Raw genomic sequence first — 26,441 nt, 5'->3', positions numbered from 1 at the left:
ATGCGATTCCGTACGACCCTCACGGTGGCCGCGGGAGCGTCCGCCCTCGCGCTGCTGACCGGCTGCGGCGCCGCCGACATGACCAAGCAGGCCAGCCCGTTCGCGAACGCCCGGGGCGCGCGGACGGTCACCCTGTCCGTGCAGTCCTGGGTGGGCGCGCAGTCCGACGCGGCCGTCGCCCAGTACATCCTGGAGCACAAGCTCGGCTACCGCGTCGACACCGTCCAGGTCGACGAGGTGCCCGCCTGGGACGCGCTCAGCCAGGGCCGGGTCGACGCCCTCCTGGAGGACTGGGGCCACCCGGAGCAGGAGAAGCGGTACGTCGAGGACAAGAAGACGGTCACGCGCGGCGGCGGTCTCGGGGTCACCGGTCACATCGGCTGGTTCGTGCCGACGTACCTGGCGAAGCGGCACCCCGACATCACGGACTGGCGGAACCTGGACAAGTACGCCCCGCTGTTCCGCACCGCGGAGAGCGGTGGCAAGGGCCAGCTGATGGACGGCTCCCCGTCCTACGTCACCAACGACAAGGCGCTGGTGAAGAACCTGGGCCTGGACTACCAGGTCGTCTTCGCCGGCTCCGAGGCGGCGCAGATCACCCAGATCAAGCAGTTCGCCAAGGAGAGGAAGCCCTTCCTGACGTACTGGTACTCCCCCCAGTGGCTGTTCGAGAAGGTGCCCATGACGGAGGTGAGGCTGCCCCCGTACAAGGAGGGTTGCGACGCGGACGCGGCGAAGGTCGCCTGCGCCTACCCGCACACCCCGCTCCGCAAGTACCTCAACGCCGACTTCGCGAAGTCCGGCGGCGAGGCGGCGGCCTTCCTGAAGAGGTTCCGGTGGACGACCGAGGACCAGAACGAGGTCTCGCTGCTGATCGCCGAGCGGAAGCTCAGCCCGCAGGAGGCGGCGGAGAAGTGGGTGGACAGCCACCCCGAGGTGTGGAAGCGGTGGCTGTCCTGACCGGGCTCAGCCCCGCAGATGGGCGGCGATCTCCCGCAGCGCGGCGGCGGACCGCCGCTGGAGGCCCGGTCCGAAGGTGACACGGGTGGCCCCGAGTCCGCCGAGCGCGGCGGGCGAGGGGCCCTCGCCGTCCAGCCGGGCCAGCGCGTTCAGCGGGCCCTGGATACCGGACCGCAGCAGCGGCAGCACGTCCGCGGGGGCGAGGATCGGGTACACGCAGTCCGCGCCCGCCGCCACGTAGAGCGCGGCCCGCTCGATGGCCCGTTCGGGATTCCCGTCGCCGTGGACGAAGACGTCGACGCGGGCGTTGACGAACAGCCGGCCGGCCGCGGCGGCCCGCACCTCGGCGAGGAACTCGGCCTGCTCGCGCGGGTCCCTGAGGACGCCCCCGGCGGAGTCCTCCAGGTTGCAGCCGACGGCGCCGGCCTCCAGCAGCCGCTCCACCAGCTCCTTCGGCGCGAGCCCGTACCCGCCCTCGACGTCCGCCGACACCGGCACCTTGACGGCCCGGGCGATCCGGGCGACGGCGGCGAACATCTCGTCGGCCGGGGTCTCGCCGTCCGCGTACCCGAGGGACGCGGCGATCCCGGCGCTCGGTGTGGCCAGCGCCGGGAACCCGGCGGCCTCCAACACCCGGGCGCTCGCCGCGTCCCAGGGGCCGGGCAGCACCAACGGCTCGCCGTGGACGCGCCCCCGGTGCAGGGCGCGGAACTCGTCGACTCGGCTCACGGCCGGTAACCCCCCGGTGCGACGCGGCGGCTGACCATCAGGCGGTTCCAGCCGTTGATGACGGTGATCAATCCGATGAGATGGGCGAGTTCGGCCTCGGTGAAGTGACCGGCGGCCCGTTCGTACACCGCGTCGGGCACGAAGCCGTCGGTGAGGACGGTGACCGCCTCGGTCAGCGCCAGCGCGGCCCGCTCCCGCTCGCTGTAGAGGTCCTCGGTCTCCTCCCAGGCGGCGAGGAGCCCGAGGCGGTCCTCCGACTCTCCGTTCTCGCGGGCCACGCGCAGATGCATGTCGAGGCAGAACGCGCAGTGGTTGAGCTGCGAGGCGCGGACCATGACCAGCTCGGCCAGGACCGGGTCGCCGAGGCCCTTCTTCGCCGCCGCGCTCAGCGCGGACATCGCCCGGCCGACCGCCGGGTCCAGCAGCTGGGTACGGCTCACTTGTGCTGCCCCGGCCGGTAGTGGCCCGGCGTCATCCGGGTCGTCACGCCGAACCGGTTCCAGGCGTTGATCACCGTGATCGCGGCGATCAGCTGGGCCAGCTCGGCCTCCTCGAACTGCCCGGCGGCCCGCTCGTACACCTCGTCCGGCACGAAGCCGTCCGTCAGCACGGTGATCGCCTCGGTCAGCTCGATCGCCGCCAGTTCCTTCGCGGTGTAGAAGTGCCGGGACTCCTGCCACGCGCTGAGCTGCACGATCCGCTCGACGCTCTCACCGGCCGCGAGGGCGTCCTTGCTGTGCATGTCGAGGCAGAACGCGCAGTGGTTGAGCTGCGAGGCGCGGATCTTCACCAGCTCGTACAGCTTCGGGTCCAGCCCCCGCCGGGCGGCGGTGTCCAGGCGGATCATCGCCTTGTAGACCTCGGGGGCGTGCTCGGCCCAGCGCAGGCGCGGGGCTTCTTCGGCGGCGTACGCGACGGTTTCCTGTGCGGTGCTCATGCCTCGACCCTAGGAGCCGGGCAGCCCAGGGGTATGGTCCATTTCCATGGTGAGTTCCCGGGCCACTTCAGGCGTCGACCTGCACCTCGAACCGAGCGGTTCCGGCGGTCTGCGCCGGGGCCTGACCGACGCGCTGCGGGACGCGGTGCGCTCCGGCCGGCTCGCCCCCGGCACCCGGCTGCCGTCCTCCCGGTCCCTCGCCGCCGACCTCGGCATCGCCCGCAACACCGTCGCCGAGACCTACGCCGACCTGGTGGCGGAGGGCTGGCTCAGCGCCCGGCAGGGCTCCGGCACCCGGGTGGCCACCGGCGTGCCCACCGGCACCCCGCCCTCCGCCGGCACCCGCCCGGCACCCCGCCGGGCCCCCGCCCGCCCCGCCCACGACCTCGTCCCCGGCACCCCCGACCTCGCCGCCTTCCCGCGCGCCGAGTGGCTCAAGGCCGCCCGCCGCGCCCTGGCCACCGCCCCCTTCGACGCCCTCGGCTACGGCGACCCGCGGGGCCGCCCCGAACTGCGCACCGCCCTCGCCGGCTACCTCGCCCGTGCCCGGGGCGTCCGCGCCGACCCGGACACGATCGTGATCACCGCGGGCTTCTCGCACGCCCTGTCCCTCCTCGGCCGGGTGCTGCGGGCCCGCGGGGTGCGCACGGTGGCGGTGGAGTCGTACGGGCTGGACGCCCACCGGGCCCTGCTGCGGGCCGAGGGCTGCGCCACGCCCGCCCTGCCGTACGACGGCCTCGGGACCGATCCCCGCGCGACGGGCGAGGCGGGCGCGGTGCTGCTCACACCCGCCCACCAGTTCCCCATGGGCACGCCGCTGCACCCGGACCGGCGGGCCGCCGTCGTGGACTGGGCGCGGCGGACCGGCGGACTGGTCCTGGAGGACGACTACGACGGCGAGTTCCGCTACGACCGCCAGCCGGTCGGCGCGTTGCAGGGCCTGGACCCCGACCGCGTGGTCTACCTGGGCACCGCCAGCAAGTCGCTCGCTCCCGGTCTGCGGCTGGGCTGGATGGTGCTGCCTCCGCCGCTGGCGGAGGAGGCGGCGGCGGCCAAGGGCCGCTTCGACACCGTCGGGGCGCTGGAGCAGCTGACGCTGGCGGAGTTCCTCACGTCCGGGGCGTACGACCGGCACGTCCGCTCCGCCCGGCTGCGCTACCGGCGTCGCCGCGACGCCCTCGCCGCCGCCGTGGCCGAACGCGCGCCCGGGGTCCGGGTCACCGGGATCGCCGCCGGACTGCACGCACTGCTGCGGCTGCCGCCCGGCACGGAGCAGTCGGTGGTGCGGGCCGCCGTCTGGCAGGGCCTGGCCCTGCACGGTCTGGCCTTCCACCGGCACCCGGAGGCCGTCACCGAGCCCGTGGACGCGCTGGTCGTCGGCTACGGCACCCCGCCGGACAGCGCCTGGGCGGGTGCGCTCGAGGCGCTGTGCCGGGTGCTGCCCTGAGGGGCTCCGGCAACGGGGGACAGTCACCGACCGCGGCGGCACACCACCGTCGAGGCGGGCCGTGCCGTACCGTCAGCCCTCCTCGGCCGCCGGTGCCTCCCCGAACCGCGCCAGCGCCAGGGCCCCCGCCACCGCCACCGCGAATCCCAGCGCCGCCACCCAGGCCATCCCCTCCTTCGTCCGGTCGCCGAGCCAGATCACGCCCACCGCGGCCGGGCCGACCGTCTCGCCGATCACCATGCCGGCCGTGGCGGTCGTCACCGAGCCCCGCTGGAGGGCCGAGGTGAGCAGCAGGAACGCGGCGCCGCCGCCGAGCAGCAGGGCATAGGCCGCCGGGTCGGCCAGCAGCTCGGCCGGCCGCAGCGAGTCGACGAGCCGTACCGACACCTCCACCACCCCGAACCCGAACCCGGCGCCGAGGCCGAGCAGCAGCGCCCGGGCCCGGCCGGACAGCCGCCCGCCGGCCGCGCCGAGCAGCAGCACACCGGCCGCCGCCACCACCGTCGCGTACCGCAGCCAGCCCGGCCCCTCCCGGTCGCCCTCGGTGCCCGAGGCCAGGCCCAGCAGGGCGAGCCCCGCGCACACCACCCCCACGGCGCCCCACTCCGGCCCGGTCAGCCGGACTCGCAGCAGCCGCGCCGCGACCACCGCCGTCACGGCCAGGCTCGCCGCCAGCGCGGCGCCCACCGCGTAGATCGGCACCGAGCGCAGGGCCGCGACCTGGAGCAGGAAGCCCATTCCGTCCAGCGCCAGACCGGCGAGGTAGCGCCACTGCCGCACCGCGCGCAGCAGCAGCGCCGCGTCCCCGCCACCCCCGTCGGCGCCCGCCGCCCGCGCGGCCATGGCCTGGAGCACCGTCGCCGTACCGAAGCAGACCGCCGCGCCGAGGGCGCACACCATTCCAAACAACACGAAGTGACTCTAGAGGAGCGGAAGATCGTGGGGGCACCCTGTGCAGTGGCCGGATCCGGTCTCTAGGCTGACCGCCGAAACGCACATCCGACGGGGGGAACACACCATGGCGCACACCCGGAGGCGGCTCCGCTCCGGCACGGTCGTCCTCGGCGGGATGGGGGTGCTGGCCGCCGCGCTCACCGCCTGCTCGTCCGAACCGGACAAGCGCTGCGTCGACCGCGACAGCTACGACCTCTCCAAGGGCTACAAGGTCGTCTCCGACAAGGACTGCAAGGCGGCCGCCTCGTCCACGTCCGCGACCGGCCGGAAGAAGCCCGTCAAGAAGGGCGCCAAGAGGAAGGCCGACGCCGCCTGGTACTACAAGGGCGACGAGGAGGACGGCTGGGTCGACGGCGGCTCCTTCACCAAGCCCGGCGGCGGCTCGGGCGGCGGTTCGAGCGGCGGTTCGTCGTACGGCGACGGCAACGGCGGCGGAAGCCACGGCGGCGGGGTCCACCGGGGCGGCTTCGGCGGCGGCAAGGGCAGCTCCGGCGGCTGACGGGGCACGCACATGGAACGCCGTACCATCACCCCCCGCCCCGGCTGGCAGCGGACCGTCGAGGCCCAGGGCCTGGTCTACCCGCTCACCCGCCACCCCGACGGCTCGCTGCGGCCCTACTGGGACGAGAGCGCTTACTACGCCTTCACCCTGGAGGAGGTCGAGGCGCTGGAGGAGACCGTCGGGGAGCTGCACCGGATGTGCCTCGAGGCGGCCGGGCACATCGTGGCCGAGGACCGGCTCGCCGACCTCGGCATCACCGACCCGCGGGTGGCCGCCGCGGTCACCGAGGCATGGCACCGCCGTGCCGAACTGCCGTCCGTGTACGGCCGTTTCGACCTGCGCTACGACGGCACGGGACCGGCGAAACTCCTGGAGTACAACGCCGACACGCCCACCTCGCTGGTGGAGGCGGCCTCCCCGCAGTGGTTCTGGATGGAGGATCGTTTCCCCGGCGCCGACCAGTGGAACTCCCTGCACGAACGGCTGGTCGACGCCTGGCGCTCCCAGGCCGCGCTGCTGCCTCCGGGGAGCCCGCTGCACTTCGCGCACTCCGCCGTCGACGAACTCGGCGAGGACCTGATGACGGTCGCCTATCTGAAGGAGACCGCCGAACAGGCCGGCCTGGCCACCGACTGGCTCGCCATGGAGGAGATCGGCTGGGACGGCCTCTCCGGCCGCTTCGTCGACAACCGGCTCCGGTTCATCCGCGGCATCTTCAAGCTCTACCCCTGGGAGTGGCTCACCACCGACGCCTTCGGCGGGCACGTGCTGGACACCCTGGACAACGGCGGCGGCACCGGCAGCACCCTGTGGATCGAACCGGCCTGGAAGATGCTGCTGAGCAACAAGGCCCTCCTGGCGGTCCTCTGGGAGCTGTACCCCGGCCACCCCAACCTCCTCCCCGCCTACCTGGACGGCCCCCGCGAGCTGGCCGGCCCGGCCGGCTACGTCTCCAAGCCGCTCCTGGGCCGCGAGGGCGAGGGCGTCACCGTGCACGAGCCGGGGACGCCCGCCGTCCTGCGCGACGAACCCTGCTGCTACCAGCGGTTGGCCCCGCTGCCCGCCTTCGACGGCAACCACGTCGTCCTGGGCGCCTGGGTCGTCCAGGACGAACCGGCCGGCCTCGGCATCCGGGAGTCCACCGGGCTGATCACGGACGAGTACGCCCGGTTCCTGCCCCACGTGATCCTGTGACCGCCGTCGGGGCACCGCTCGGCGGCCGGCCGTGACGACGGCCGACGACGTGCCGGGCGACGAGATCGGCCGGCGTGTCCCCGGCCCGCCGGTGAGCACGGCACCGGCATCCCGCCGCGCTGATCAGTCCCCGGACAGCGCCTCCGCCAGCCGCTCCAGTCCCCAGTCCAGGTCCCGCTCGCCGATCACCAGCGGGGGAGCGATCCGGACGGTCGACCCGTGGGTGTCCTTGACCAGGACCCCGCGGGCCAGCAGCCGCTCGGAGACCTCCCGCCCGGTGCCCACCGCCCGGGGGACGTCCACCCCGGCCCACAGCCCGCGCCCGCGCACCGCCGTCACCCGGCCCGCGCCGCGCAGCTCGCCCAGCCGCCGGTGCAGCCGCTCGCCCAGCCGGGCCGCCCGTTCCTGGTACTCGCCGGTCCGCAGCATCGCGATCACCTCCAGCGCCACCGCGCACGCCAGCGGATTCCCGCCGAACGTCGACCCGTGCTCGCCCGGCCGGAACACCCCGAGCACCGCCGCGCTCGACACCACCGCCGACACCGGCACGATCCCGCCGCCCAGCGCCTTGCCCAGCACGTACACGTCCGGCACCACGCCCTCGTGCTCGCAGGCGAAGGTCCGCCCGGTGCGGCCGAGGCCCGACTGGACCTCGTCGGCGACGAACAGCACGTTCCGCTCCCGCGTCAGCTCCCGCACCCCCGCCAGGTAGCCGGCCGGCGGCACGATCACCCCGGACTCGCCCTGCACCGGCTCCAGCAGCACGGCGACCGTGTTCTCCGTCAGCGCCGCCCGCATCGCGGTCAGATCGCCGTACGGCACGATCTGGAAGCCGGGCGTGTACGGCCCGAAGTCCGCCCGCGCCTCCGGGTCCGTCGAGAAGCTGATCAGCGTGGTCGTACGGCCGTGGAAGTTGCCGCCCGCCACCACGATCTTCGCCATCTCCGCGGGCACCCCCTTCACCCGGTAGCCCCACTTCCGGGCGGTCTTCACCGCGCCCTCCACCGCCTCCGCGCCCGTGTTCGCCGGCAGCACCATCTCCATCCCGCACAGCTCCGCCAGCTCGGCGCAGAACGCGGCGAAGCGGTCGTGGTGCACCGCGCGGGAGGTCAGCGTCACCCGGTCCAGCTGCCGCCGGGCCGCCTCGGCCAGCCGCCGGTTGCCGTGCCCGAAGTTGAGTGCCGAGTAACCGGCCAGCAGGTCCAGGTACCGCCGCCCCGCCACGTCCGTCAGCCAGGCCCCCTCCCCGGTGGCGATCACCACCGGCAGCGGGTCGTAGGTGGGCGCGCAGTGCGCGCCGGCGGCGGCGATGAGCTCTTCGGCAGCGGTCACGGACCCTCCCGGGGACGACGGTGACCTTCTTCTTAACCCCGCCCGGATGCCGGACGCGGGATCTCCCCGCCCGGCGCGCCCGGTAGGCTGACAGGCGGGCCGTGACTGGCGCGCTGGGATGGGACGGACCATCAGGGAGCGGCCCGAGCGGTACGAGTGCCGTGCGCCTGGGCCGAACGTGAATGCTGTTACGCACACCGTCCGGAGGTCCCCGATGCCCGAGAACGCCGCCCCCCTCTCCCCCGAGTCCACCGCGTTCCGCGCCGCCCTCGACGTGATCCGCGCCGTCGAGCCGCGCGTCGCCGACGCCATCGGCCAGGAGGTCACCGACCAGCGCGAGATGCTCAAGCTGATCGCCTCGGAGAACTACGCCTCCCCGGCGACCCTGCTCGCGATGGGCAACTGGTTCAGCGACAAGTACGCCGAGGGCACCGTCGGCCGCCGCTTCTACGCCGGCTGCCGCAACGTCGACACCGTCGAGGCGCTCGCCGCCGAGCACGCCCGCGAGCTGTTCGGCGCCCGCCACGCCTACGTCCAGCCGCACTCCGGCATCGACGCCAACCTCGTCGCCTTCTGGGCCGTCCTCGCCGACCGCGTGGAGGTGCCCTTCCTGGAGAAGGCCGGCGCCCGCCAGGTCAACGACCTGACCGACGCCGACTGGGCCGAACTGCGCCAGGCCTTCGGCAACCAGCGGATGCTCGGCATGTCCCTGGACGCCGGCGGCCACCTCACCCACGGCTTCCGCCCGAACATCTCCGGCAAGATGTTCGACCAGCGCTCCTACGGCACCGACCCGGCCACCGGCCTGATCGACTACGAGGCCCTGCGCGCCCAGGCCCGCGAGTTCAAGCCGCTGATCATCGTCGCCGGCTACTCCGCCTACCCCCGGCTGGTGAACTTCCGGATCATGCGGGAGATCGCCGACGAGGTCGGCGCCACCCTCATGGTCGACATGGCCCACTTCGCCGGCCTGGTCGCGGGCAAGGTCCTGACCGGCGACTTCGACCCGGTCCCGCACGCCCAGATCGTCACCACCACCACCCACAAGTCGCTGCGCGGCCCGCGCGGCGGCATGGTCCTGTGCGACGACTCCCTGAAGGACCAGGTCGACCGCGGCTGCCCGATGGTCCTCGGCGGCCCCCTCCCGCACGTGATGGCCGCCAAGGCCGTCGCCCTGGCCGAGGCCCGTCGGCCCGACTTCCAGGACTACGCCCAGCGCGTCGTCGACAACTCCCGCGCGCTGGCCGAGGGCCTGATGCGGCGCGGCGCGACGCTCGTCACCGGCGGCACGGACAACCACCTGAACCTGATCGACGTCGCCACCTCCTACGGCCTCACCGGCCGCCAGGCCGAGGCGGCCCTGCTCGACTCGGGCATCGTCACCAACCGCAACGCCATCCCGGCCGACCCGAACGGCGCCTGGTACACCTCCGGCATCCGCGTCGGCACCCCCGCGCTCACCACCCGCGGGCTCGGCACCGCGGAGCTGGACGAGGTCGCCGGCCTCATCGACCGCGTCCTGACCGGCACCGAGCCGGGCACCACCAAGTCCGGGGCGCCCTCCAAGGCGGCCCACGTCCTGGACGAGAAGGTCGCGCGGGAGATCGCCGGGCGGGCGGCGGACCTGGTGGCGGGCTTCCCGCTCTATCCGCAGGTCGACCTCGGCTGAAACACCCCGCCCAGGAGCGGGGGGAACCGCGTGCCCGGTCACCACGGGCCCGGGGTTCCCCCCGCACGGAACCCCCCGCTCTCTCTGCGACAATGAAAAGCATGGCCTCTGCTGACCGACCCCGCGTGCTCTCCGGTATCCAGCCCACCGCCGGCTCGTTCCACCTCGGCAACTACCTCGGCGCCGTCCGCCAGTGGGTGGCCCTCCAGGAGTCCCACGACGCGTTCTACATGGTCGTCGACCTGCACGCGATCACGGTCCCGCAGGACCCGCGGGAGCTGCGGGCCAACACCCGGCTCGCCGCCGCGCAGCTGCTGGCCGCCGGCCTCGACCCGGACCGCTGCACGCTCTTCGTGCAGAGCCACGTCTCCGAGCACGCCCAACTGGCCTGGGTCATGAACTGCCTCACCGGCTTCGGCGAGGCCAGCCGCATGACCCAGTTCAAGGACAAGTCCGCCAAGCAGGGCGCCGAGCGGGCCTCCGTCGGCCTGTTCACCTACCCGGTCCTCCAGGTCGCGGACATCCTGCTGTACCAGGCCAACGAGGTGCCGGTCGGTGAGGACCAGCGCCAGCACATCGAGCTGACCCGCGACCTCGCCGAGCGCTTCAACGGCCGCTTCGGCGACACCTTCACCGTCCCGGAGGCGTACATCCTCAAGGAGACGGCGAAGATCTACGACCTCCAGGACCCGTCGGTCAAGATGAGCAAGTCGGCGTCCACGCCGAAGGGCCTCATCAACCTCCTCGACGAGCCGAAGGCCACCGCCAAGAAGGTCAAGAGCGCGGTCACCGACACCGACACGGTGATCCGCTACGACGCCGAGAACAAGCCGGGCGTCTCCAACCTGCTCACCATCTACTCCACGCTCACCGGCAAGACGATCGCCGAGCTGGAGCGGGAGTACGAGGGCAAGATGTACGGCGCGCTCAAGACGGACCTCGCCGACGTCATGGTCGAGTTCGTCACGCCGTTCCGCGAGCGCACCCAGCACTACCTCGACGACGCCGAGACGCTCGACGCGATCCTCGCCAAGGGCGCCGAGAAGGCCCGCGCCGTCGCCGCCGAGACCCTCGCGCAGGCGTACGACCGCGTGGGCTTCCTCCCGGCCAAGCACTGAGGCGTACGACCGCACGGGTCCTTGAGGGCAGAGCGCTGCACATCACTTCCGCTGCGCCTGCCCCGAGGACATCCGTGGCCGTACAGTCGATATCCGACGGCCGGTGCGACACGGCCGACATGACGACAGACGCGACGACAGGAGACGACGTGGGGACCGTAACGATCGGCGTGTCGATCGCGGTCCCGGAGCCTCACGGCAGCCTGCTCCAGGAGCTGCGCGCGGGCTTCGGCGACGCCGCGGCCCACGGCATCCCCACACACGTCACGCTGCTGCCGCCGACCGAGGTGGACGAGGCCGACCTGACGGCGGTCGACGCGCACCTCGGCGAGGTCGCCGCGGCGGGCCGGCCGTTCCCGATGCGGCTGTCCGGCACCGGCACCTTCCGGCCGCTGTCACCGGTGGTCTACGTGCGGGTCGTCGAGGGGGCCGAGGCGTGCACCCGGCTCCAGCAGCGGGTCCGGGACGCCTCCGGGCCGGTGCCGCGCGAGCTCCAGTTCCCGTACCACCCGCACGTCACCGTCGCGCACGGCATCGACGAGGCGGCGATGGACCGCGCCTTCGATGAACTGGCGGACTACGACGCCGAGTGGCCCTGCACCGGCTTCGCGCTGTACGAGCAGGGCGCCGACGGCGTCTGGCGCAAGCTGCGCGAGTACACCTTCGGCGGACCCGTCGTACCGACCCAGCCCGACCACGCCGGCGCGTACGCCCCGCGGCTCCTGCCGTAACCGGGCGTCAGACGGGCAGCCGCCGGTACAGCGCCCTCGGCGTGTGCCGCAGCGCCGACAGCACCGGCCGCAGGGAGCCCGGCACCCACACCGTCTCCGAGCCGCGACGCAGCCCCAGTTCGACGGCCTTGGCCACCGCCTCCGGTGTGGTGGTGAACGGCGCCGGGGGCCGTCCGGCCGTGCCGCTCGTCCGGACGGACCCGGGGCGGACCACCATGACGTGCACACCGGTGCCGTACAGGGCGTCGCCGAGACCCTGGGCGAAGGCGTCGAGGCCGGCTTTGCTGGAGCCGTAGATGAAGTCGGCGCGGCGGGCGCGTTCGGCCGCGGCGGCGGACAGGACGACGAACGAGCCGTGTCCCTGGGTCTGGAGGGCGCGGCCGGCGACCAGCCCCGCCGAGACGGCTCCCGTGTAGTTGGTCCCGGCGACCCGGGCCGCGCGGACCGGGTCGCGCTCGTCGTGCGCCTGGTCGCCCAGGACGCCGAAGGCGAGCAGCACCATGTCGACGGGGCCCTGGGCGAAGACCTTGCCGACGGCACTCTCGTGGGACTCGGGGTCGAGGGCGTCGAAGGCCGTCGTGTGGACGTCCGCGCCGAGCGCGCGCAGGCTCCCGGCGGCGTTCTCCAGCGCCACGGAGGGCCGTCCCGCCAGCCACACCGTACGGGTGCGGCGGGCGATCAGCCGGCGCGCGGTGGCCAGCGCGATCCCGGACGTGCCGCCGAGGACGAGCAGGGACTGGGGCAGAGCGGTGGCGTCCTTCATGACAGCTGACCGTATCGTCCCGGTACGGCCGTCCTGCCGGAGAAACGCGGTGTTGGCGCCCGTGCGCAGCGGGCACAGTCGGATCATGGACTGGCTGAAGAGGCTTCCCGGTATCGGGCCGATCGTCATCCGGCTGACCGCCACGCACGCGTGGCGCTGCTACGAACGGCTGGACCGGGTCAAGTGGACCCGGCTGGCCGCCGCCATGACGTTCGTGAGCTTCGTGGCCCTGTTCCCGCTGCTGACCGTCGCCGCCGCGATCACCGCCGCCACGCTCAGCCAGGGCAGCCAGAAGACCGTCGAGCGGCAGATCGGCGAGCAGTTCCCGGGCCTCTCCGACCAGTTGGACCTCAACTCCCTGGTGCAGAACGCCGGCACGGTCGGGGTCATCGCGGGCGCGGTGCTGCTCTTCACCGGCATCGGCTGGGTCGGCCAGGTGCGGGACTGTCTGCGCGCGGTGTGGGAGCTGCCGGACCGCGAGGAGAACCCGGTCGTCACCAAGGCCAAGGACGCCGGCATCCTGCTCGGCTTCGGCGGCGCCCTGCTGGTCACGCTCGCCGCGTCCACCCTCGCCTCCGCCGTCGTCGGCCGGCTGGCCGGGCAGATCGGCCTGGCCGAGCACGGCTGGGGGAGCGCGCTGCTACGGGTCGCCGCGTTCGCCGTCGCCGTGCTCGCCGACTTCCTGGTACTGCTCTACGTCCTGACCCTGCTCCCCGGGGTCGAACCGCCGCGCCGCCGGCTGCTGGTCGCCGCACTGCTCGGCGCGGTCGGCTTCGAACTGCTGAAGCTGCTGCTCAGCGGCTACATCCAGGGCGTCGCCGCGAAGAGCATGTACGGCGCCTTCGGGGTACCGGTGGCGCTGCTGCTGTGGATCAACTTCACCGCCAAACTCGTGCTGTTCTGCGCCTCCTGGACCGCGACCCCGAGCAAGGAGGCCGGGTTCACGGACGCGTCCGACGGCGCATCAGGTCGGGCAGCGGCCAGCGGCGGTTGACCAGGAACGCCCCGGCCCCGAGCAGCACCAGCAGTCCGGCCGCGACGGCCAGGGCGGTCCCGGCGCCGCCGGTGCCGGACCGGGTGGGCGCGCTCGCCGCCGGCTGCGTCCCCGCCCCGCCGACGGCGCCGGACGACGGCGGGGCGCCGTGCCCGGGGGACGCGGCGGAGTCCGGTCGCGCGGTGTTCGGCGCGGCGCTGCGCGGCGGTACCAGCTCGCCCACCGAGTTGACCTTGCCGGCCGCCCGGAAGCCCCAGTCGAAGAGCCGCGCGGCCTCCTTGTAGACCTCGTTGTGCTCCTGCTTCGCCGGGTTCATCACGGTGACCAGCAGCACCTTGCCGCCGCGCTCGGCGACCCCGGTGAAGGTGGCCCCCGCGTGGCTGGTGTTGCCGTTCTTCACGCCCGCGATGCCCGGGTAGACGGGGACGTCGCTGTCGCCGCTCAGCAGCCGGTTGGTGTTGCGGATCTCGGCGGAGCCGAACTTCGCGCTGACGGTCGAGCAGTAGTCGCGGAAGTCCTTCTTCTGGAGCCCGGACCGGGCGAACAGCGTCAGGTCGTACGCCGACGACAGCTGTCCCGGCGCGTCGTAGCCGTCGGGCGAGACCACGTCCGTGTCGAGCGCCTGGAGTTCGTCGGCGTGCTCCTGCATGTCCTTGACCGTCTGCCCGACACCGCCGTTCATCGCGGACAGCACGTGCACGGCGTCGTTGCCCGAGCGCAGGAAGACCCCGAGCCACAGGTCGCGCACGGAGTAGGTGCTGCCCGCCTTCACCCCGACCGTGCTGGAGCCGACGCCCATCCCCTTGAGGTCGTCCGGCACCACCTTGTACCGGGTGTCCTTGGGGAAGCGGGGCAGCACGGTGTCCGCGAACAGCATCTTCAGCGTACTGGCCGGGGGCAGCCGCCAGTGCGCGTTGTGCGCGGCGAGGACCTCGCCGGACTCCGCGTCGGAGACGATCCAGGAGCGGGCGGTCAGCTCCTTGGGCAGCACCGGGACGCCCGGGGCCAGGTTGACCTGGGTGCCCGGCATCCCGAGCCGGGCCCCGCCGAGGGTCGACATCCGGGCCGGCGGGGTGGCCGTCGGGCCGGTGGAGGGGGACGGCGCGGCGAGGGCGGCGGGCGCGGTGACGGACAGGGACACCAGGACGGCGGTGGCGACGGGCAGCAGCCGCCGGCCGGTCCGCCCGGGTGCGGGCACGGCCCGGGACGCGCCGGCGCCGCGCCGCGTCCCGCCGCCGGCCCCACCCCCGACGCGGAACCGGAGACGGGACGGCGATACTGGACGTATGAAGCTCAGCCGCCCGGTCTCCTGGTTCCTGCTCGTCTTCGGGGTGTGGAGTTGGGTCATCTGGGTCACTTTCGTGAAGAATCTGGTCAAGGACGGCAGCGGGCTCGCCTTCGACGACGGGCACCCGACCGCGTACTTCTGGGTACACCTGCTGCTGGCGGTCGTCTCCTTCGTATGGGGGACGGCCATCGGGGTCATCGGGTTGCGCGGCCTGCGCGCATTGCGCCGGACGTCATAGCGCGGCCGGCCCGTCCGCGGCGGTCGTCCGGCGGTCACCCGCCGTCGCGGCCCTTGCGCCCCGGGTCCGGCAGTGCCCTCGTCATCCCGGGCAGGAAGTCCGTGAACAGCTCGTGGACCTCCAGGACCAGCGGGCGCAGCACCCGGAAGCGGGCCAGGGAGACACCGCGCGCGGTCAGCCGGGCCCCGCGCCGCGCCAGCCGGTAGCTGCGCTCCCGCCCCTCCGTGCGGTCGAAGATCCAGTACAGCACCAGGCCCATCTGGGACAGCCACATCAACTCCGGCAGCACGTCCCGCAGTTCCGGCGCCACCTTGGACTTGGAGCCGGCCAGCACCTCCCGGTGCACGCTGATGGCCTGGTCGCGCGCGTGCTCGCTCTCCGGCGAGAAGGGGCTGAGCGGGCTGTCGGGGTCGGCGGCGTTCTTGAAGAACTGGACCGCGAACTCGTGGTACGGGCGGGCGATGTCCAGCCACGCGGTCAGCACGCCCGCGAGCCGCGCCTCGAAGTCGCTCTCCCGGTCCAGCACCGACCGGACCGCCGCCTGGTGTTCGGCGGCGATCCGGTCGTAGAAGCCCTGGATCAGGTGTTCCTTGCCCTCGAAGTAGTAATAGGCGTTCCCGACGGAGACCCCGGCCTCCTTGGCGATGGCCCGCATGGTCGTCTTGTCGTACCCGCGCTCCTGGAACAACCGCATCGCGGTCTGGAGGATCAGTGCGCGGGTCTGCTCGGACTTGCTGCTCTGGGGGCCGGCCGCTTCGGGGCCGTCGTTCTTCGCGGGCACGGTAGGAGAGCCTAACGAGTGGCGGGGGCCGTTCCCGGGGAGGTCGGCGGTTCATGGCTCCAGCCCGTCGCCGGGTGGTAGGACCAGCCGTCGGCCCGCCGGTACACCTGGCCGCCCCACCGCGGGTCCCGGCGCGGCGGCTCGTGCCACTTCGCCGCGTCGAGGACCGCCCGGCGGGCCGACTTCGCGCCGGACGGGGTGGCGAGCCGGTGGGCGAGCGGACGGTACTCGCGCAGGGCCCACAGGAGGACGATCCAGGCGCGCGGCCCCAGGTAGACCTGCCCGGAGTCGCCGATCACGATGATCTCGGCGCCGGTGGCGCGGGGGTCGAGCCCGGGGAAGCGGGCGCTCGCCTCGGCCGAGCCGGCCGGCAGCGGCTCCAGCGGCACCAGCCGGGGCCGGCGGGCCAGCCAGCCGCGCAGGTGCGCGCACGGGGCGCTCTCGGCGTCGTACAGCAGGGTCAGCCCGCGGACCGGGACGGCGGCTGCGTCCCGGCTCCGCGTCGCGGTCGCGGCGGTCATGCCGGTCACACGCCCTTCGTCGGCGCGATCCACTCCTGCGGGCGGACCGGGGGCAGCTGCTCGCGGTCCATGACGCCGCGCCGGCGGATGCGGTTGAGGACCCAGACGTTGGCGAGGTGCATCGCGCCGAGCACCAGCAGGACCACGCCCAGCTTGGTCGACAGGGCCTCGAAGATGCCGCGGGTGTCCTCGATCGTCTCGTCGCCGCTCAGGTACAGGGCCACGAAGCCGAGGTTGACGAGGTAGAAGCCGACCACGAGCAGGTGGTTGACGGCGTCCGCGAGCTTGTCGTCGCCGTGCAGGACGTCGGCCAGGAAGATCCGGCCGTTGCGGCTGAGCGTGCGGGCCACCCAGATGGTCAGCCCGATGCTGACGGCCAGGTAGATGACGTAGGCGATGACGGTGCGGTCCATGCCCCACCCCTTCTTGAACGCGTTCAAAACGCTGACAGGGAAGACTGTAGACCTGTTTTTGAACGCGTTCAACCGGAGGGTGGGGACGGGGCCGGGATCAGGCCCGGCGGCCCAGCGCCGGGCGCTTGGTGTAGTCCGTGAGGCCCAGCACGTTGCCCCAGGGGTCGGCGATCTCCACCGTCCAGCCGGTGGCCCCCGGGAAGGCCTCGTCCAGGGGCGCGATGCCGGCTGCGGCCAGCTCCCGCGCCGCCGCCCGGGCGTCCGGCACCTCCAGCCAGACCCGGGGCGAGGGCCAGGGCGGCGTCCGGTGCCGCAGCTCCTCCTCCGCGCGCAGCAGGATGCCGGGCGTCTCCGCGCCGACCTTCAGCAGCGCGATCCCGGCCTCGTCGAACCGGAACCCCACGGCGAACCCGGCCCGCTCGTAGAAGGCGACCGCCTCGCCGAGGTCGCCGACGGGGAGCAGCACGTTGTCGAAGCCGAGCAGTTCGTACGACTCTTCGTCTGACATGTCGTCACATTAGGAGCCCGGCTCCCCGGAAGCGAGGAGCCCCACCGGAGCGGACCTCCGGTGGGGCTCGGGTGCCGGACGAGGAACCGGCCGGGGGGGGTACGGCGCGGGCCCCGCCCCCGGTACGAGACCGAGGGGCGGGGCCCGGTGTGCCGTTGGCGTACGGCGGGTCAGTAGCGACGCGTGATCAGCGCGCGCTTGACCTCCTGGATCGCCTTCGTGACCTCGATACCGCGCGGGCAGGCGTCCGTGCAGTTGAAGGTCGTGCGGCAGCGCCACACGCCGTCGCGGTCGTTGAGGATCTCCAGGCGCTGCTCGCCCGCCTCGTCACGGCTGTCGAAGATGAAGCGGTGCGCGTTGACGATCGCGGCCGGGCCGAAGTACTGGCCGTCGTTCCAGAACACCGGGCAGGACGACGTGCACGCGGCGCACAGGATGCACTTGGTGGTGTCGTCGAAGCGCTCGCGGTCCTCCGCGGACTGGAGGCGCTCCCGGGTCGGCTCGTTGGTGTCCTTGGTGACCAGGAACGGCATGACGTCCCGGTACGCCTGGAAGAACGGCTCCATGTCGACGACCAGGTCCTTCAGGACCGTCAGGCCCTTGATGGGCTCGACCGTGATCGGCTTCTCGGGGTTGATGTCCTTGATCAGCGTCTTGCAGGCAAGGCGGTTCTTGCCGTTGATCCGCATCGCGTCCGAGCCGCAGATGCCGTGCGCGCACGAGCGGCGGAAGGTGAGGGTGCCGTCGACGTCCCACTTGATCTTGTGGAGGCCGTCGAGGACCCGCTCCTTGGGGTCGATCTCCAGCTGGAAGTCTTCCCAGGTGGCCTCCGCCGAGACCTCCGGGTTGAACCGGCGGATCCGGAAGGTGACCGTGATGTAGGGGGAGTCGGCGAAGCCGGGCTCGGGCTGGCCGGCCGCGTCCGCCTTGTCCAGAACAGGGGTAGCCATCAGTACTTACGCTCCATCGGCTGGTAGCGGGTCTGGACGACCGGCTTGTAGTCGAGACGGACGGTTTCCGAGCCGTCGGCGCCGACCTCGCGGTACGCCATGGTGTGGCGCATGAAGTTGACGTCGTCGCGGTTCGGGTAGTCCTCGCGGTAGTGACCACCGCGGGACTCCTTGCGGGCCAGCGCCGAGACGGCCATGACCTCGGCCAGGTCCAGCAGGTTGCCCAGCTCGATGGCCTCCAGCAGGTCCGTGTTGAACCGCTTGCCCTTGTCCTGGATCGCCACGTTCCGGTAGCGCTCGCGCAGCTCGGCGATCTTCTCGACGGCCGTCTTGATCGTCTGCTCGGTGCGGAACACCATGACGTTGGCGTCCATGGTCTCCTGGAGCTCGCGGCGCAGGGTCGCCACCCGCTCGTTGCCGGTGGAGGTGCGCAGCCGTTCGATCTGCTCGACGACCTGGGCCTCCGGGTTCTCCGGCAGCTCCACGAAGTCCGCCGTGTGGGCGTACTCGGCGGCGGCGATGCCCGCGCGGCGGCCGAAGACGTTGATGTCCAGCAGCGAGTTGGTGCCGAGGCGGTTGGCGCCGTGCACGGAGACACAGGCGACCTCGCCGGCCGCGTACAGGCCCGGGACCACGGTGGTGTTGTCCGCCAGGACCTCACCCTCGACGTTGGTCGGGATGCCGCCCATCGCGTAGTGCGCGGTCGGCTGGATCGGGATCGGGTCCGTGTACGGCTCGATGCCCAGGTAGGTCCGCGCGAACTCGGTGATGTCCGGGAGCTTGGCGTCGAGCTGCTCCGGCGGCAGGTGGGTGAGGTCCAGGTAGACGTGGTCGCCCTCGGGACCGCAGCCCCGGCCCTCGCGGATCTCGGTGTAGATGGAGCGGGACACGACGTCACGGGACGCCAGGTCCTTCATGACGGGAGCGTACTTCTCCATGAAGCGCTCGCCGTCCTTGTTGCGCAGGATGCCGCCCTCGCCGCGGGCGCCCTCGGTGAGCAGGATGCCCATGCGCCAGATGCCGGTCGGGTGGAACTGGAAGAACTCCATGTCCTCCAGCGGCAGGCCCCGGCGGTAGACGGCGGCCTGGCCGTCACCGGTGAGGGTGTGCGCGTTGGAGGTCACCTTGAAGAACTTGCCCGTGCCGCCGGAGGCGTAGATCACGGACTTCGCCTGGAAGATGTGGATCTCGCCGGTGGCCAGCTCGTACGCGACCACACCGGCCGACTTCCTGACGCCGTCGACCTCGGCCATCAGCTGGTCCAGGACGTAGAACTCGTTGAAGAACTCCACGCCCTCCTTGACGCAGTTCTGGTACAGCGTCTGGAGGATCATGTGACCGGTGCGGTCCGCGGCGTAGCAGGACCGGCGGACCGGGGCCTCGCCGTGGTTGCGCGAGTGGCCGCCGAAGCGGCGCTGGTCGATGGTGCCGTTCGGGGTCCGGTTGAACGGCAGGCCCATCTTCTCCAGGTCGAGGACGGCGTCGATGGCCTCCTTCGCCAGGATCTCGGCGGCGTCCTGGTCGACCAGGTAGTCACCGCCCTTGACCGTGTCGAAGGTGTGCCACTCCCAGTTGTCCTCCTCCACGTTGGCGAGCGCGGCGGCCATGCCGCCCTGCGCGGCGCCCGTGTGGGAGCGGGTGGGGTAGAGCTTGGTCAGGACCGCGGTGCGGCTGCGCTTCGTCGCCTCGATGGCGGCGCGCATGCCCGCGCCGCCGGCGCCGACGATGACGGTGTCGTACTTGTGGATCTTCATGATTCTCGCAGCCCCGTGCCTAGCGGATGTTCGGGTCGAAGGTGAAGATCACCAGCGTGCCCAGCAGGATGGTGAACACCGTGGCGGTGTAGAGCAGAGCCTTCAGCCACATGCGGCCGGCCGGCCGCTCGGCGTAGTCGTTGATGACCGTACGCAGGCCGTTGGCACCGTGCAGCATCGCCAGCCAGAGCATCACCAGGTCCCACACCTGCCAGAACGGGGACGCCCAGCGGCCGGCCACGAAGGCGAAGCCGATCTTGGAGACGCCGCCGTCCAGCACGAGCTGGATCAGCAGGTGGCCGATGACGAGGACGACCAGCACGACGCCGGACAGGCGCATGAACAGCCAGGCGGCCATCTCGAAGTTGCCGCGGGTGGACCGCGGGGTCTTCTTGGTGCGCTTGCGCGGCGCCTCGATCAGCGGGGCCGGGTTGTCGACGGTGTAGACGGGAGCGCCTTCGACGGGGCCGATCCCGGACGCGGGGGTGTCGGTGGTGACTGAGTTGTTCGACATCGGCGGCGTCAGCTCCCAAAGAGGACACGGGCGGCGTGGCCGAGGACCGGATAGATCGCCCCGGCCATCAGGACGATCCAGACACCCATCACGGTCCAGAACATCTGCTTCTGGTAGCGCGGGCCCTTCGACCAGAAGTCGACGGCGATGACGCGCAGGCCGTTGAGCGCGTGGAAGAGGATGGCGGCGACGAGGCCGTACTCCAGCAGCGCGACGATCGGCGTCTTGTACGTGGCTACGACCTTGTCGTAGTCCTCGGGGGAGACACGCACGAGAGCGGTGTCCAGCACGTGAACGAACAGGAAGAAGAAGATGAGGACGCCGGTGACTCGGTGAGCCACCCAGGACCACATTCCTTCCCGGCCGCGGTACAGCGTTCCAGCCGGCACGGAAGAACCCTCCGGGAGCGGGGACTAGGGCCGCGCCGGCTTCACTGTCGGTCGGGCCCGGCCGGGTACGGTCCACCGGCCCTCTGCATCGTAGCGAGGCGTCGCGTCCGTGCTTTACGGGGGGCCTACCGGTGTGATCAAAGTGGCACCGGACGGGTGAGGAGCGCGGGCATCCGGCGGCGGCTCGCCGCTCGGATGCCCCTTACGGGTGCGTTTGGGCTGGTCGCATGGTCCTCTGACCGCCGAGCAGGTCCAGCAATCGCCCTCGCGCCAGGCGCCTCAGTTCCTCCGCCGCTATGACCCGTTCCTCCTCCGGATCGTTGGTCAATCGTGACCGGATGGCTTCGAGAATGCGGTCGATGACCTCGGCGGGCGGGGAATCGCCCAGGTAGATGACGAACGCGTGTCCGAAACGGGCCTCGTAGGCCGCGTGGGCCGCGCCCAGCGCCAGGTGGGCCGCCGAGTAGGTGTCCGGGGGCAGCTCGGGGAGCGACTCGCCCGCCAGGGCCTCGGCGAGGTCGGCCGGCGCCAGGTCGTACGCCGCCTCGTCCGCCGCCGCGAGCAGGGCGCCCGGATCGGGGTAGGGACGGTGGTCGGCGATCCGCCGTGACCAGCGCGGACTGTGCAGGCAGTACAGGAGAAGGGTGTGTGCCTCGGCGGCGGGTGCGGTGTTGAAGGCGTCGAGGGGCTTCGGGAGATACGGCAGGTGGTGGGCGGACAGCGTGGGTCCTCGCGTCACTTGTGGTGTGGCAGGGGATGCTGTGAGGGGTGTGTCCGCAGGTTATCGAGAGTGGTCACGCTGTGTCCGAGGGATATCCGAATTTCACCCGAACGGGAGAGTTTCGGCTCGCTCAGGTGACCGAGGGAGCGCTGGAGGGCCGTACGTTGGCTGGGTGACTCAGCACAGCCACAGGCGCCGGAGCCCGGCGCGGCAGCTCATATCGAGGCGGGCGGCCGTGGCCGCCGCCGTCGTCGGCACGATCGCGCTCGGCACCGGCGTCGCCGTGTGGGCCTCTTCGGACGGCGGGGGACAGCCGGGCGCCGGCCCGTCCTCGTCCGGCCGGGCGGCCGGCACCGGCGCGGAGCCCGCCGCACCGGCCGCCCCGTCGGCCAGCCCCAGCCCCAGCCGGTCGTACCCGCTGTCGCAGGCGCCGCGCACCATACCCGCGGTGCGCTCGCACACCCCGGAACGCGGGCCCGGCTGGCAGCCGCGCCCCGGCGGTCGGGTGGTGGTGGGCGACGCCCGGCTGGCCGACGAGGGCAAGCTCATCGCCGGGGAGCTGGGGCTCGGCTACGCCGGACAGCGCGACGACGCGCGGGCGGGCGACGTGCGGCTCGCGCTCGGCGGCGGCGGTGGCCAGGAGTCGTACACCATGACCGTCCGGGGCGGGCGGGTCGACATCAGCGGGCCCGGCGAGGCGGGCGTCTTCTACGGCACCCGCACCCTGAAGCAGGAGGTCCACGGCGGTGGCACGGCCCCCGAGGGTGTCGTGCGGGACACCCCCGCGAAACCGGTGCGCGGGTTCACGGTGGACCTCGCGCGCAAGCCGTTCGGCGTCTCCTGGATCGAGGACCGGATACGCGAGCTGGGCGACCTGAAGTACAACGAGCTGGGCCTGCACTTCTCCGACGACCAGGCCTTCCGCATCCAGTCCGACAGCCACCCCGAGATCGTCTCGCCGGTCCATCTGACCAAGGCGCAGGTCAGGGAGATAGTCGCCCTGGCGAACAGCCGGCACATCACCGTCGTGCCCGAGATCGACTCGCCGGGGCACCTGGGCGCCGTCCTCGCCGCCCACCCGGAGTTGCAGCTGCGCAACGCGAGCGGGGTGCCCACGCGGGGCGCGATCGACATCTCCGCGGACGGCTCCGCCAAGCTCGTCGACGACCTGCTGAACGAGTACGCGGACCTCTTCCCCGGCGGCCGGTGGAACCTGGGCGGGGACGAGTACCAGGCGCTGACCGTGCGCGACCCGCAGACCTCGTACCCGCAGCTGGCCGCCGCCGCACGGCGGAAGTACGGCTCCGGCGGAAACGTCGCGGACCTCACCACCGGCTGGCTCAATGACCGCGCGGCCACCGTCCGCGCCCACGGCAAGTCCGTCCGGGCGTGGAACGACGGCTTCTTCCGCAGCGCCTCCGTGCAGCCCGACAAGGACCTCCGGGTCGCCTACTGGACCGGCAAGGAGATCGGCGCCCGGCAGCCGGCGGAGTACCTGGGCGCCGGCCGCGAGGTGATCAACTACAACGACGAGTTCCTCTACTACGTGCTCGGACAGCCGCAGACCTTCGTCTACCCGACCGGACAGCGGATCTACGAGCAGTGGACCCCGCGGGTGCTGCGCGGCACGACCGCCGTCCCGGCGCGCTACGACGGGCAGATCGCCGGCGGGTCGTTCGCGGTGTGGGGCGACTTCCCGAACGCGCAGACCGAGGCCCAGGTCGCGGCCGGGATCAGGATGCCGCTGCGGGCCACCGCGCAGAAGCTGTGGGACCCGGGCCGGCCCGCCCTGCCCTGGGCCGCCTTCCGGGGGCTGGCGGACCGGCTGGGCTGAGAAACCGAATGGACGTACGACGGCGTCCCCCGTATGTTCCGGTGTTCGCGCGTCCGGCTCGGGGAGAGCCGCACGCCCGCTCAGCACTCACGTTCCCGGGGGGACCCGTCATGACCTCGCCCATGCCCGCACCCGTGCCGCCGCCGTACGCCGCCCCGACCGGGCCCCGGCTGCGCTCGCCTGCCGGGCTGTCCCGGGCCGCCGCCGTCCTGCTCGGGCTGGTGATCGCCACCGACCTGTTCGCCTGCTTCGCCGACCTGCTGGAGGTGGACGTCGCCGGTGACATGGCGGGCGACATCGCCGCCGGCCGTGCCCTCGGCGACGACGTGGTGGACCGGGCCGACCACGCCGACGCGCTCTACGGCGCGTCCGGCATCGCGCAGGGGACCGCCCTGGTGGCCACCGCCGTCGTGTACCTGTGCTGGCTGTGGCGGGTGCGGGTGAACGCCGAGGTGTTCGACGCCGCCCGGCACCGCATGCGGCGCGGCTGGACGATCGGCGGCTGGTTCTGCCCGATCGTGAACCTGTGGTTCCCGCGCCGGATCGTCGCGGACATCTGGGACGCCAGCGCTCCCTGGGGCGCGCGGAACGGGCACGCGTTGATCAACGCCTGGTGGACGGCGTGGCTCGTCGGCCTGCTCGTCGGCCGGTTCGCGGACAGCAGCTCCCGGCAGGCGGAGAGGGCGGACGAACTGCGCGAGGCCGCGAAGGCGATGCTGATCTCCGACGCGCTCGACGTCGTGGCCGCCGTCCTGGCGATCGTGGTGGTCGTCCGGCTGACCCGCAGGCAGGAGCACAAGGTCCTCTCGGGCCGGCTGCCGGCTCCTGCCTTTGGCTGAGAAACCATCGCTGTGACACTCCCGCGCCCTCGCACGCAGTAAGGGGAAGTGCGGGCTCCGGACCGGTCGGTGCCCTGGCGAGGGAGGCTTTTCATGGGCCTGGTGGAACTGATCGCACAGGCTGACGCACGCGGACTCGCCGCCAGCGGATTGGCTTGTTTGGATCGGTGCCTGCCCCTGCTCGACGGTGACGACGAGCTGGTGCGCCCGCTGTGGGGGAGCCTCGCCGACGACTCCGACTGGGGCGGGAGCCTCGCGCGGGCCCGCGACACGCTCGGGTCCGCCGAATCCGTCGAATCCCGCGAATCCGCCGGGTCCGCTGACGGCGAGGCCGCGCTGCTCACCCGCCGGATGCTGGAGACGGCTCCGGACGCGCGTACCGCCGATGCGCTGCGGCCCTGGGCCGACGCCTGCTCGGCCGCCTCGCTGCGGGTCCACCGGCTGCTCGACCCGGCGGTGGACGGCGGCCCGGGACCGGACGGCGGCCGGGCACCGGACGGTGGCCCGGACGCCGGGCGCGCGGGCGGGGCCGCGGATCTGCCCCCGCTCGTCGCCGCGGAGCTGCGCCGCCAGACCGCGGTCCTGGAACTCCTCGCGGAACACGGCGCCCAGGGGCTGCGCCGGGCGCTGGACATCTCGGTGGAGGGCCGCCGGGTGCTGCGCGCGGTGGTCTCCCGCCGGGCACGCGGCACCGTCGGGCCGGGAATGTGAGGGGGTCCTGTGACCGTCTCGCGGTCGCCGTGGGGCGGTCTCGCGGTGGTTGGCGGAACGTCGGAGAAACGTTTCGAAACGCGGTGACGGAACCGCGCCCCGGCTCGCTCTTCCCTATGTGACGACCCATGCGACAGCTCAGGTGACAGCCCGGAACGGGACAGCGCGCACCGCACGGCCGGCCCCCGGGGACACCCGGCCGAACGCCGCGGCGAAGCCCGTGCGGTGGGCGGCGGACACGGTGGCGACCATCCGCGAGGGTGCGCGGGTGCGGCTCGACTACTCGGCGCAGAGCCTGTGGCGGGTGGACCGGATGATCGAGGAGATACGCCGGGAGGGAGCGCCCTACGCGGCCGTCGAACTCGTGCTGCGCGGCTTCGGCGCCTACGCCGGAGAGGTCGTCGCCCGCCAGACCGGCGCGGAGTGGTGGGCGACCGGCGGCGAGCACTGGCTGCGCACCCCCGACGGCCGGCTGTGGGACCCGATCGACGAGGCCCGCCGCTGCTACGGCGGCCATGGCTCGCTGCGCCTGCTGTGCCGGGACGCTACCGCCGCGGACCGGCCGGCGGGCCCCGCCCGGCTGTGACACTTCCGTCGGGGCCGACGCTGATGATCGTGAAGGGCGACTGACACGGCCGGAGCGTGTCGCGTGAGGGAAGCGCCACGCAGTGGCCAGGAACTCGGCACGAACGAGGACGGTCTTGGGCCAGGCAGGGGCACGCCGGGCAGGGGAACCCCGCCGCCCGCAGCGGCAGGACGCGGAGCTGGGCGCGGCCGTCGCGCGGGCCCAGGACGGTGACGAGGCCGCCTTCGCGGTGGCGTACCGGATCGTGCAGCCCGGTCTGCTCGGCTATCTGCGCGGTCTGGTCGGCGAGGAGGCGGAGGACGTCGCCTCCGACGCCTGGCTGGAGATCGCCCGGGACCTCGGCCGGTTCCGGGGCGACGGCGCGGGCTTCCGCGGCTGGACCGCGACCATCGCCCGGCACCGCGCCCTGGACCACCTGCGCCGGCAGCGGGTACGGCCCCGGCCCGCGCAGCTGGAGCAGGACGCCCTGGAGCTGCCCGGCCGGTACAGCACCCACGAACAGGTGCTGGAGTCGCTGTCCACCGCACGCGCGCTGGAACTGGTGCGCGCGCTGCCCCGGGACCAGGCCGAGGCGGTGCTGCTGCGGGTGGTCGTCGGCCTCGACGGCCCGGCCGCCGCCCGCGTCCTCGGCAAACGCCCCGGCGCGGTCCGCACGGCCGCGTACCGGGGTCTGCGCCGGCTGGCCCGCCGGCTCGGCGCCGACGGTGTGACGGACGGGGAGCCCCCGACGCTGGGGGAGTCGAGGTGAACGGCGCCGGACGCGGCACGGGCACGAGGGCGTGAGGCGGGCCCGGCCGGCGGGACGGGGCGGCGGGCCGGGGCCCGCACCCGGCGCGTCGCCCGCCGCCCGTACACCGGGCGCGGGGCGCGATGGCGCGGGCGCGGGGCTCAACGGGCGGGACCGGCGTACGGCACTCCGGGCGGACCGGACGAGGACGGGAACGGACATGGGTGAACGGCACAGCGGCGACCGGCCGTCCGGCCGTCGGCGCGCGCACCCTGGCGGCACCGTCGCCGCGCCCGGGCGGGCCGGCCCCCCGGGCGGGGTCCGCGGACTGGAGCGG

30 protein-coding genes and 1 riboswitch are annotated in these 26,441 nt (G+C 73.0%); of the genes, 14 read left to right on the top strand and 16 right to left on the bottom strand.

Going from position 1 to position 26,441, the window contains the following annotated elements; genetic code table 11:
• Positions 1 to 960 carry an ABC transporter substrate-binding protein gene (locus tag IF37_RS0120575; protein ID WP_030744552.1) on the top strand — a complete coding sequence of 320 codons (960 nt, stop codon included), beginning with the start codon at positions 1 to 3 and terminating at the stop codon, positions 958 to 960.
• Positions 961 to 966: 6 nt separating this feature from the next.
• Here IF37_RS0120575 and IF37_RS0120570 read toward each other — a convergent pair whose 3' ends face one another.
• Genes IF37_RS0120570 through IF37_RS0120560 form a run of 3 tightly spaced genes read right to left on the bottom strand, consistent with a single transcriptional unit; the run spans position 967 to position 2,626 of the window.
• On the bottom strand, positions 967 to 1,689 hold the full coding sequence (locus IF37_RS0120570; RefSeq protein WP_030744550.1) for an isocitrate lyase/phosphoenolpyruvate mutase family protein: 723 nt from the start codon (positions 1,687 to 1,689) through the stop codon (positions 967 to 969).
• Positions 1,686 to 2,129: a carboxymuconolactone decarboxylase family protein gene (locus IF37_RS0120565; protein WP_030744548.1), complete on the bottom strand. Its 444-nt coding sequence runs from the start codon at positions 2,127 to 2,129 to the stop codon at positions 1,686 to 1,688. Before IF37_RS0120565 ends, IF37_RS0120570 begins: the two co-directional genes overlap by 4 nt.
• Positions 2,126 to 2,626: a carboxymuconolactone decarboxylase family protein gene (locus IF37_RS0120560; RefSeq protein ID WP_030744545.1), complete on the bottom strand. Its 501-nt coding sequence runs from the start codon at positions 2,624 to 2,626 to the stop codon at positions 2,126 to 2,128. The genes IF37_RS0120565 and IF37_RS0120560 overlap by 4 nt, the downstream gene beginning before the upstream one ends.
• A gap of 46 nt (positions 2,627 to 2,672) precedes the next feature.
• Between IF37_RS0120560 and IF37_RS0120555 the strand changes: the two genes are divergently transcribed.
• Positions 2,673 to 4,073 carry a PLP-dependent aminotransferase family protein gene (locus IF37_RS0120555; RefSeq protein WP_030744543.1) on the top strand — a complete coding sequence of 467 codons (1,401 nt, stop codon included), beginning with the start codon at positions 2,673 to 2,675 and terminating at the stop codon, positions 4,071 to 4,073.
• A gap of 72 nt (positions 4,074 to 4,145) precedes the next feature.
• Here IF37_RS0120555 and IF37_RS0120550 read toward each other — a convergent pair whose 3' ends face one another.
• Positions 4,146 to 4,973, bottom strand: a complete 828-nt coding sequence (locus IF37_RS0120550) for a hypothetical protein (RefSeq protein WP_030744540.1) — start codon at positions 4,971 to 4,973, stop codon at positions 4,146 to 4,148.
• A gap of 118 nt (positions 4,974 to 5,091) precedes the next feature.
• Here IF37_RS0120550 and IF37_RS0120545 point away from each other — a divergent pair, with 118 nt between their 5' ends.
• Together IF37_RS0120545 and IF37_RS0120540 are read left to right on the top strand one after the other, a co-directional pair.
• Positions 5,092 to 5,526: a hypothetical protein gene (locus IF37_RS0120545; protein ID WP_030744538.1), complete on the top strand. Its 435-nt coding sequence runs from the start codon at positions 5,092 to 5,094 to the stop codon at positions 5,524 to 5,526.
• A 12-nt stretch (positions 5,527 to 5,538) separates the two neighbouring features.
• Complete coding sequence (locus tag IF37_RS0120540) at positions 5,539 to 6,723, top strand: glutathionylspermidine synthase family protein (RefSeq protein WP_030744536.1); 1,185 nt, start codon at positions 5,539 to 5,541, stop codon at positions 6,721 to 6,723.
• A 123-nt stretch (positions 6,724 to 6,846) separates the two neighbouring features.
• On the opposite strand, the gene rocD is transcribed toward IF37_RS0120540, so the two are convergent.
• Positions 6,847 to 8,055 (bottom strand): ornithine--oxo-acid transaminase, encoded by a 1,209-nt coding sequence (gene rocD, locus IF37_RS0120535; protein WP_030744533.1) that lies wholly within the window; start codon positions 8,053 to 8,055, stop codon positions 6,847 to 6,849.
• 91 nt (positions 8,056 to 8,146) lie between these two features.
• Positions 8,147 to 8,235, top strand: a riboswitch (ZMP/ZTP riboswitch).
• A gap of 34 nt (positions 8,236 to 8,269) precedes the next feature.
• On the opposite strand from rocD, the gene IF37_RS0120530 reads away from it, so the two are divergent.
• The 3 genes from IF37_RS0120530 to IF37_RS0120520 all read left to right on the top strand — a co-directional run bounded on the left by IF37_RS0120530 (position 8,270) and on the right by IF37_RS0120520 (position 11,573).
• Positions 8,270 to 9,724 carry a glycine hydroxymethyltransferase gene (locus IF37_RS0120530; protein WP_030744531.1) on the top strand — a complete coding sequence of 485 codons (1,455 nt, stop codon included), beginning with the start codon at positions 8,270 to 8,272 and terminating at the stop codon, positions 9,722 to 9,724.
• A gap of 101 nt (positions 9,725 to 9,825) precedes the next feature.
• The gene (gene trpS / locus IF37_RS0120525; RefSeq protein ID WP_030744529.1) at positions 9,826 to 10,842 is read left to right on the top strand and encodes a tryptophan--tRNA ligase; all 1,017 of its coding nucleotides are present in this window, start codon (positions 9,826 to 9,828) and stop codon (positions 10,840 to 10,842) included.
• A 149-nt stretch (positions 10,843 to 10,991) separates the two neighbouring features.
• Positions 10,992 to 11,573 carry a 2'-5' RNA ligase family protein gene (locus IF37_RS0120520; protein ID WP_030744527.1) on the top strand — a complete coding sequence of 194 codons (582 nt, stop codon included), beginning with the start codon at positions 10,992 to 10,994 and terminating at the stop codon, positions 11,571 to 11,573.
• 7 nt (positions 11,574 to 11,580) lie between these two features.
• Here IF37_RS0120520 and IF37_RS0120515 read toward each other — a convergent pair whose 3' ends face one another.
• Positions 11,581 to 12,336, bottom strand: coding sequence for an SDR family NAD(P)-dependent oxidoreductase (locus tag IF37_RS0120515; protein WP_030744524.1), 756 nt, complete (start codon positions 12,334 to 12,336; stop codon positions 11,581 to 11,583).
• Between the two features lie 85 nt (positions 12,337 to 12,421).
• Between IF37_RS0120515 and IF37_RS0120510 the strand changes: the two genes are divergently transcribed.
• Entirely contained in the window at positions 12,422 to 13,330 is a 909-nt protein-coding gene (locus tag IF37_RS0120510; RefSeq protein WP_030744522.1) for a YihY/virulence factor BrkB family protein, read from the top strand.
• Here IF37_RS0120510 and IF37_RS0120505 read toward each other — a convergent pair.
• Positions 13,278 to 14,528 carry a D-alanyl-D-alanine carboxypeptidase family protein gene (locus IF37_RS0120505; protein ID WP_030744521.1) on the bottom strand — a complete coding sequence of 417 codons (1,251 nt, stop codon included), beginning with the start codon at positions 14,526 to 14,528 and terminating at the stop codon, positions 13,278 to 13,280. The two genes, IF37_RS0120510 and IF37_RS0120505, sit on opposite strands and share 53 nt — an antisense overlap.
• Before the next feature lie 88 nt (positions 14,529 to 14,616).
• Here IF37_RS0120505 and IF37_RS0120500 point away from each other — a divergent pair, with 88 nt between their 5' ends.
• On the top strand, positions 14,617 to 14,856 hold the full coding sequence (locus IF37_RS0120500) for an SCO4848 family membrane protein (RefSeq protein ID WP_030744519.1): 240 nt from the start codon (positions 14,617 to 14,619) through the stop codon (positions 14,854 to 14,856).
• A gap of 34 nt (positions 14,857 to 14,890) precedes the next feature.
• Here the strand turns inward: IF37_RS0120500 and IF37_RS0120495 are convergent, their stop codons facing one another.
• The 9 genes from IF37_RS0120495 to IF37_RS0120455 form a co-directional block, all read right to left on the bottom strand.
• Positions 14,891 to 15,637: a TetR/AcrR family transcriptional regulator gene (locus IF37_RS0120495; protein ID WP_030744517.1), complete on the bottom strand. Its 747-nt coding sequence runs from the start codon at positions 15,635 to 15,637 to the stop codon at positions 14,891 to 14,893.
• Positions 15,638 to 15,648: 11 nt separating this feature from the next.
• Entirely contained in the window at positions 15,649 to 16,158 is a 510-nt protein-coding gene (locus IF37_RS0120490) for a hypothetical protein (protein ID WP_037856826.1), read from the bottom strand.
• A gap of 5 nt (positions 16,159 to 16,163) precedes the next feature.
• Positions 16,164 to 16,571, bottom strand: coding sequence for a hypothetical protein (locus IF37_RS0120485; protein WP_030744512.1), 408 nt, complete (start codon positions 16,569 to 16,571; stop codon positions 16,164 to 16,166).
• A gap of 97 nt (positions 16,572 to 16,668) precedes the next feature.
• Positions 16,669 to 17,079: a VOC family protein gene (locus IF37_RS0120480; protein ID WP_030744510.1), complete on the bottom strand. Its 411-nt coding sequence runs from the start codon at positions 17,077 to 17,079 to the stop codon at positions 16,669 to 16,671.
• Positions 17,080 to 17,249: 170 nt separating this feature from the next.
• Positions 17,250 to 18,029, bottom strand: coding sequence for a succinate dehydrogenase iron-sulfur subunit (locus IF37_RS0120475; protein ID WP_030744507.1), 780 nt, complete (start codon positions 18,027 to 18,029; stop codon positions 17,250 to 17,252).
• A complete protein-coding gene (gene sdhA / locus IF37_RS0120470; RefSeq protein WP_030744501.1) occupies positions 18,029 to 19,783 on the bottom strand; it encodes a succinate dehydrogenase flavoprotein subunit in 1,755 nt (584 codons plus the stop codon). Before sdhA ends, IF37_RS0120475 begins: the two co-directional genes overlap by 1 nt.
• A gap of 19 nt (positions 19,784 to 19,802) precedes the next feature.
• The gene (locus tag IF37_RS0120465; RefSeq protein ID WP_030744500.1) at positions 19,803 to 20,297 is read right to left on the bottom strand and encodes a succinate dehydrogenase hydrophobic membrane anchor subunit; all 495 of its coding nucleotides are present in this window, start codon (positions 20,295 to 20,297) and stop codon (positions 19,803 to 19,805) included.
• Between the two features lie 8 nt (positions 20,298 to 20,305).
• Positions 20,306 to 20,686 carry a succinate dehydrogenase, cytochrome b556 subunit gene (gene sdhC / locus IF37_RS0120460; protein WP_037856824.1) on the bottom strand — a complete coding sequence of 127 codons (381 nt, stop codon included), beginning with the start codon at positions 20,684 to 20,686 and terminating at the stop codon, positions 20,306 to 20,308.
• Positions 20,687 to 20,888: 202 nt separating this feature from the next.
• A complete protein-coding gene (locus IF37_RS0120455) occupies positions 20,889 to 21,425 on the bottom strand; it encodes a 2-oxo-4-hydroxy-4-carboxy-5-ureidoimidazoline decarboxylase (protein ID WP_052845282.1) in 537 nt (178 codons plus the stop codon).
• A 199-nt stretch (positions 21,426 to 21,624) separates the two neighbouring features.
• On the opposite strand from IF37_RS0120455, the gene IF37_RS0120450 reads away from it, so the two are divergent.
• From IF37_RS0120450 to IF37_RS0120430, 5 genes are all read left to right on the top strand, one after another.
• Complete coding sequence (locus IF37_RS0120450) at positions 21,625 to 23,241, top strand: glycoside hydrolase family 20 protein (RefSeq protein WP_253915813.1); 1,617 nt, start codon at positions 21,625 to 21,627, stop codon at positions 23,239 to 23,241.
• 110 nt (positions 23,242 to 23,351) lie between these two features.
• Positions 23,352 to 24,080 (top strand): DUF4328 domain-containing protein, encoded by a 729-nt coding sequence (locus IF37_RS0120445; protein WP_030744491.1) that lies wholly within the window; start codon positions 23,352 to 23,354, stop codon positions 24,078 to 24,080.
• 93 nt (positions 24,081 to 24,173) lie between these two features.
• Positions 24,174 to 24,791 carry a hypothetical protein gene (locus IF37_RS0120440; protein WP_030744489.1) on the top strand — a complete coding sequence of 206 codons (618 nt, stop codon included), beginning with the start codon at positions 24,174 to 24,176 and terminating at the stop codon, positions 24,789 to 24,791.
• A gap of 142 nt (positions 24,792 to 24,933) precedes the next feature.
• A complete protein-coding gene (locus IF37_RS0120435; protein WP_253915812.1) occupies positions 24,934 to 25,377 on the top strand; it encodes a hypothetical protein in 444 nt (147 codons plus the stop codon).
• Positions 25,378 to 25,492: 115 nt separating this feature from the next.
• Positions 25,493 to 26,125, top strand: a complete 633-nt coding sequence (locus IF37_RS0120430; RefSeq protein ID WP_030744486.1) for an RNA polymerase sigma factor — start codon at positions 25,493 to 25,495, stop codon at positions 26,123 to 26,125.
• The last annotated feature ends 316 nt before the right edge of the window (positions 26,126 to 26,441 follow it).

The sequence above is a fragment of the Streptomyces sp. NRRL S-31 genome (assembly GCF_000718775.1).
Taxonomy (GTDB): Bacteria; Actinomycetota; Actinomycetes; order Streptomycetales; family Streptomycetaceae; genus Streptomyces.
This window is presented reverse-complemented; position numbering and strand designations above follow the sequence as displayed.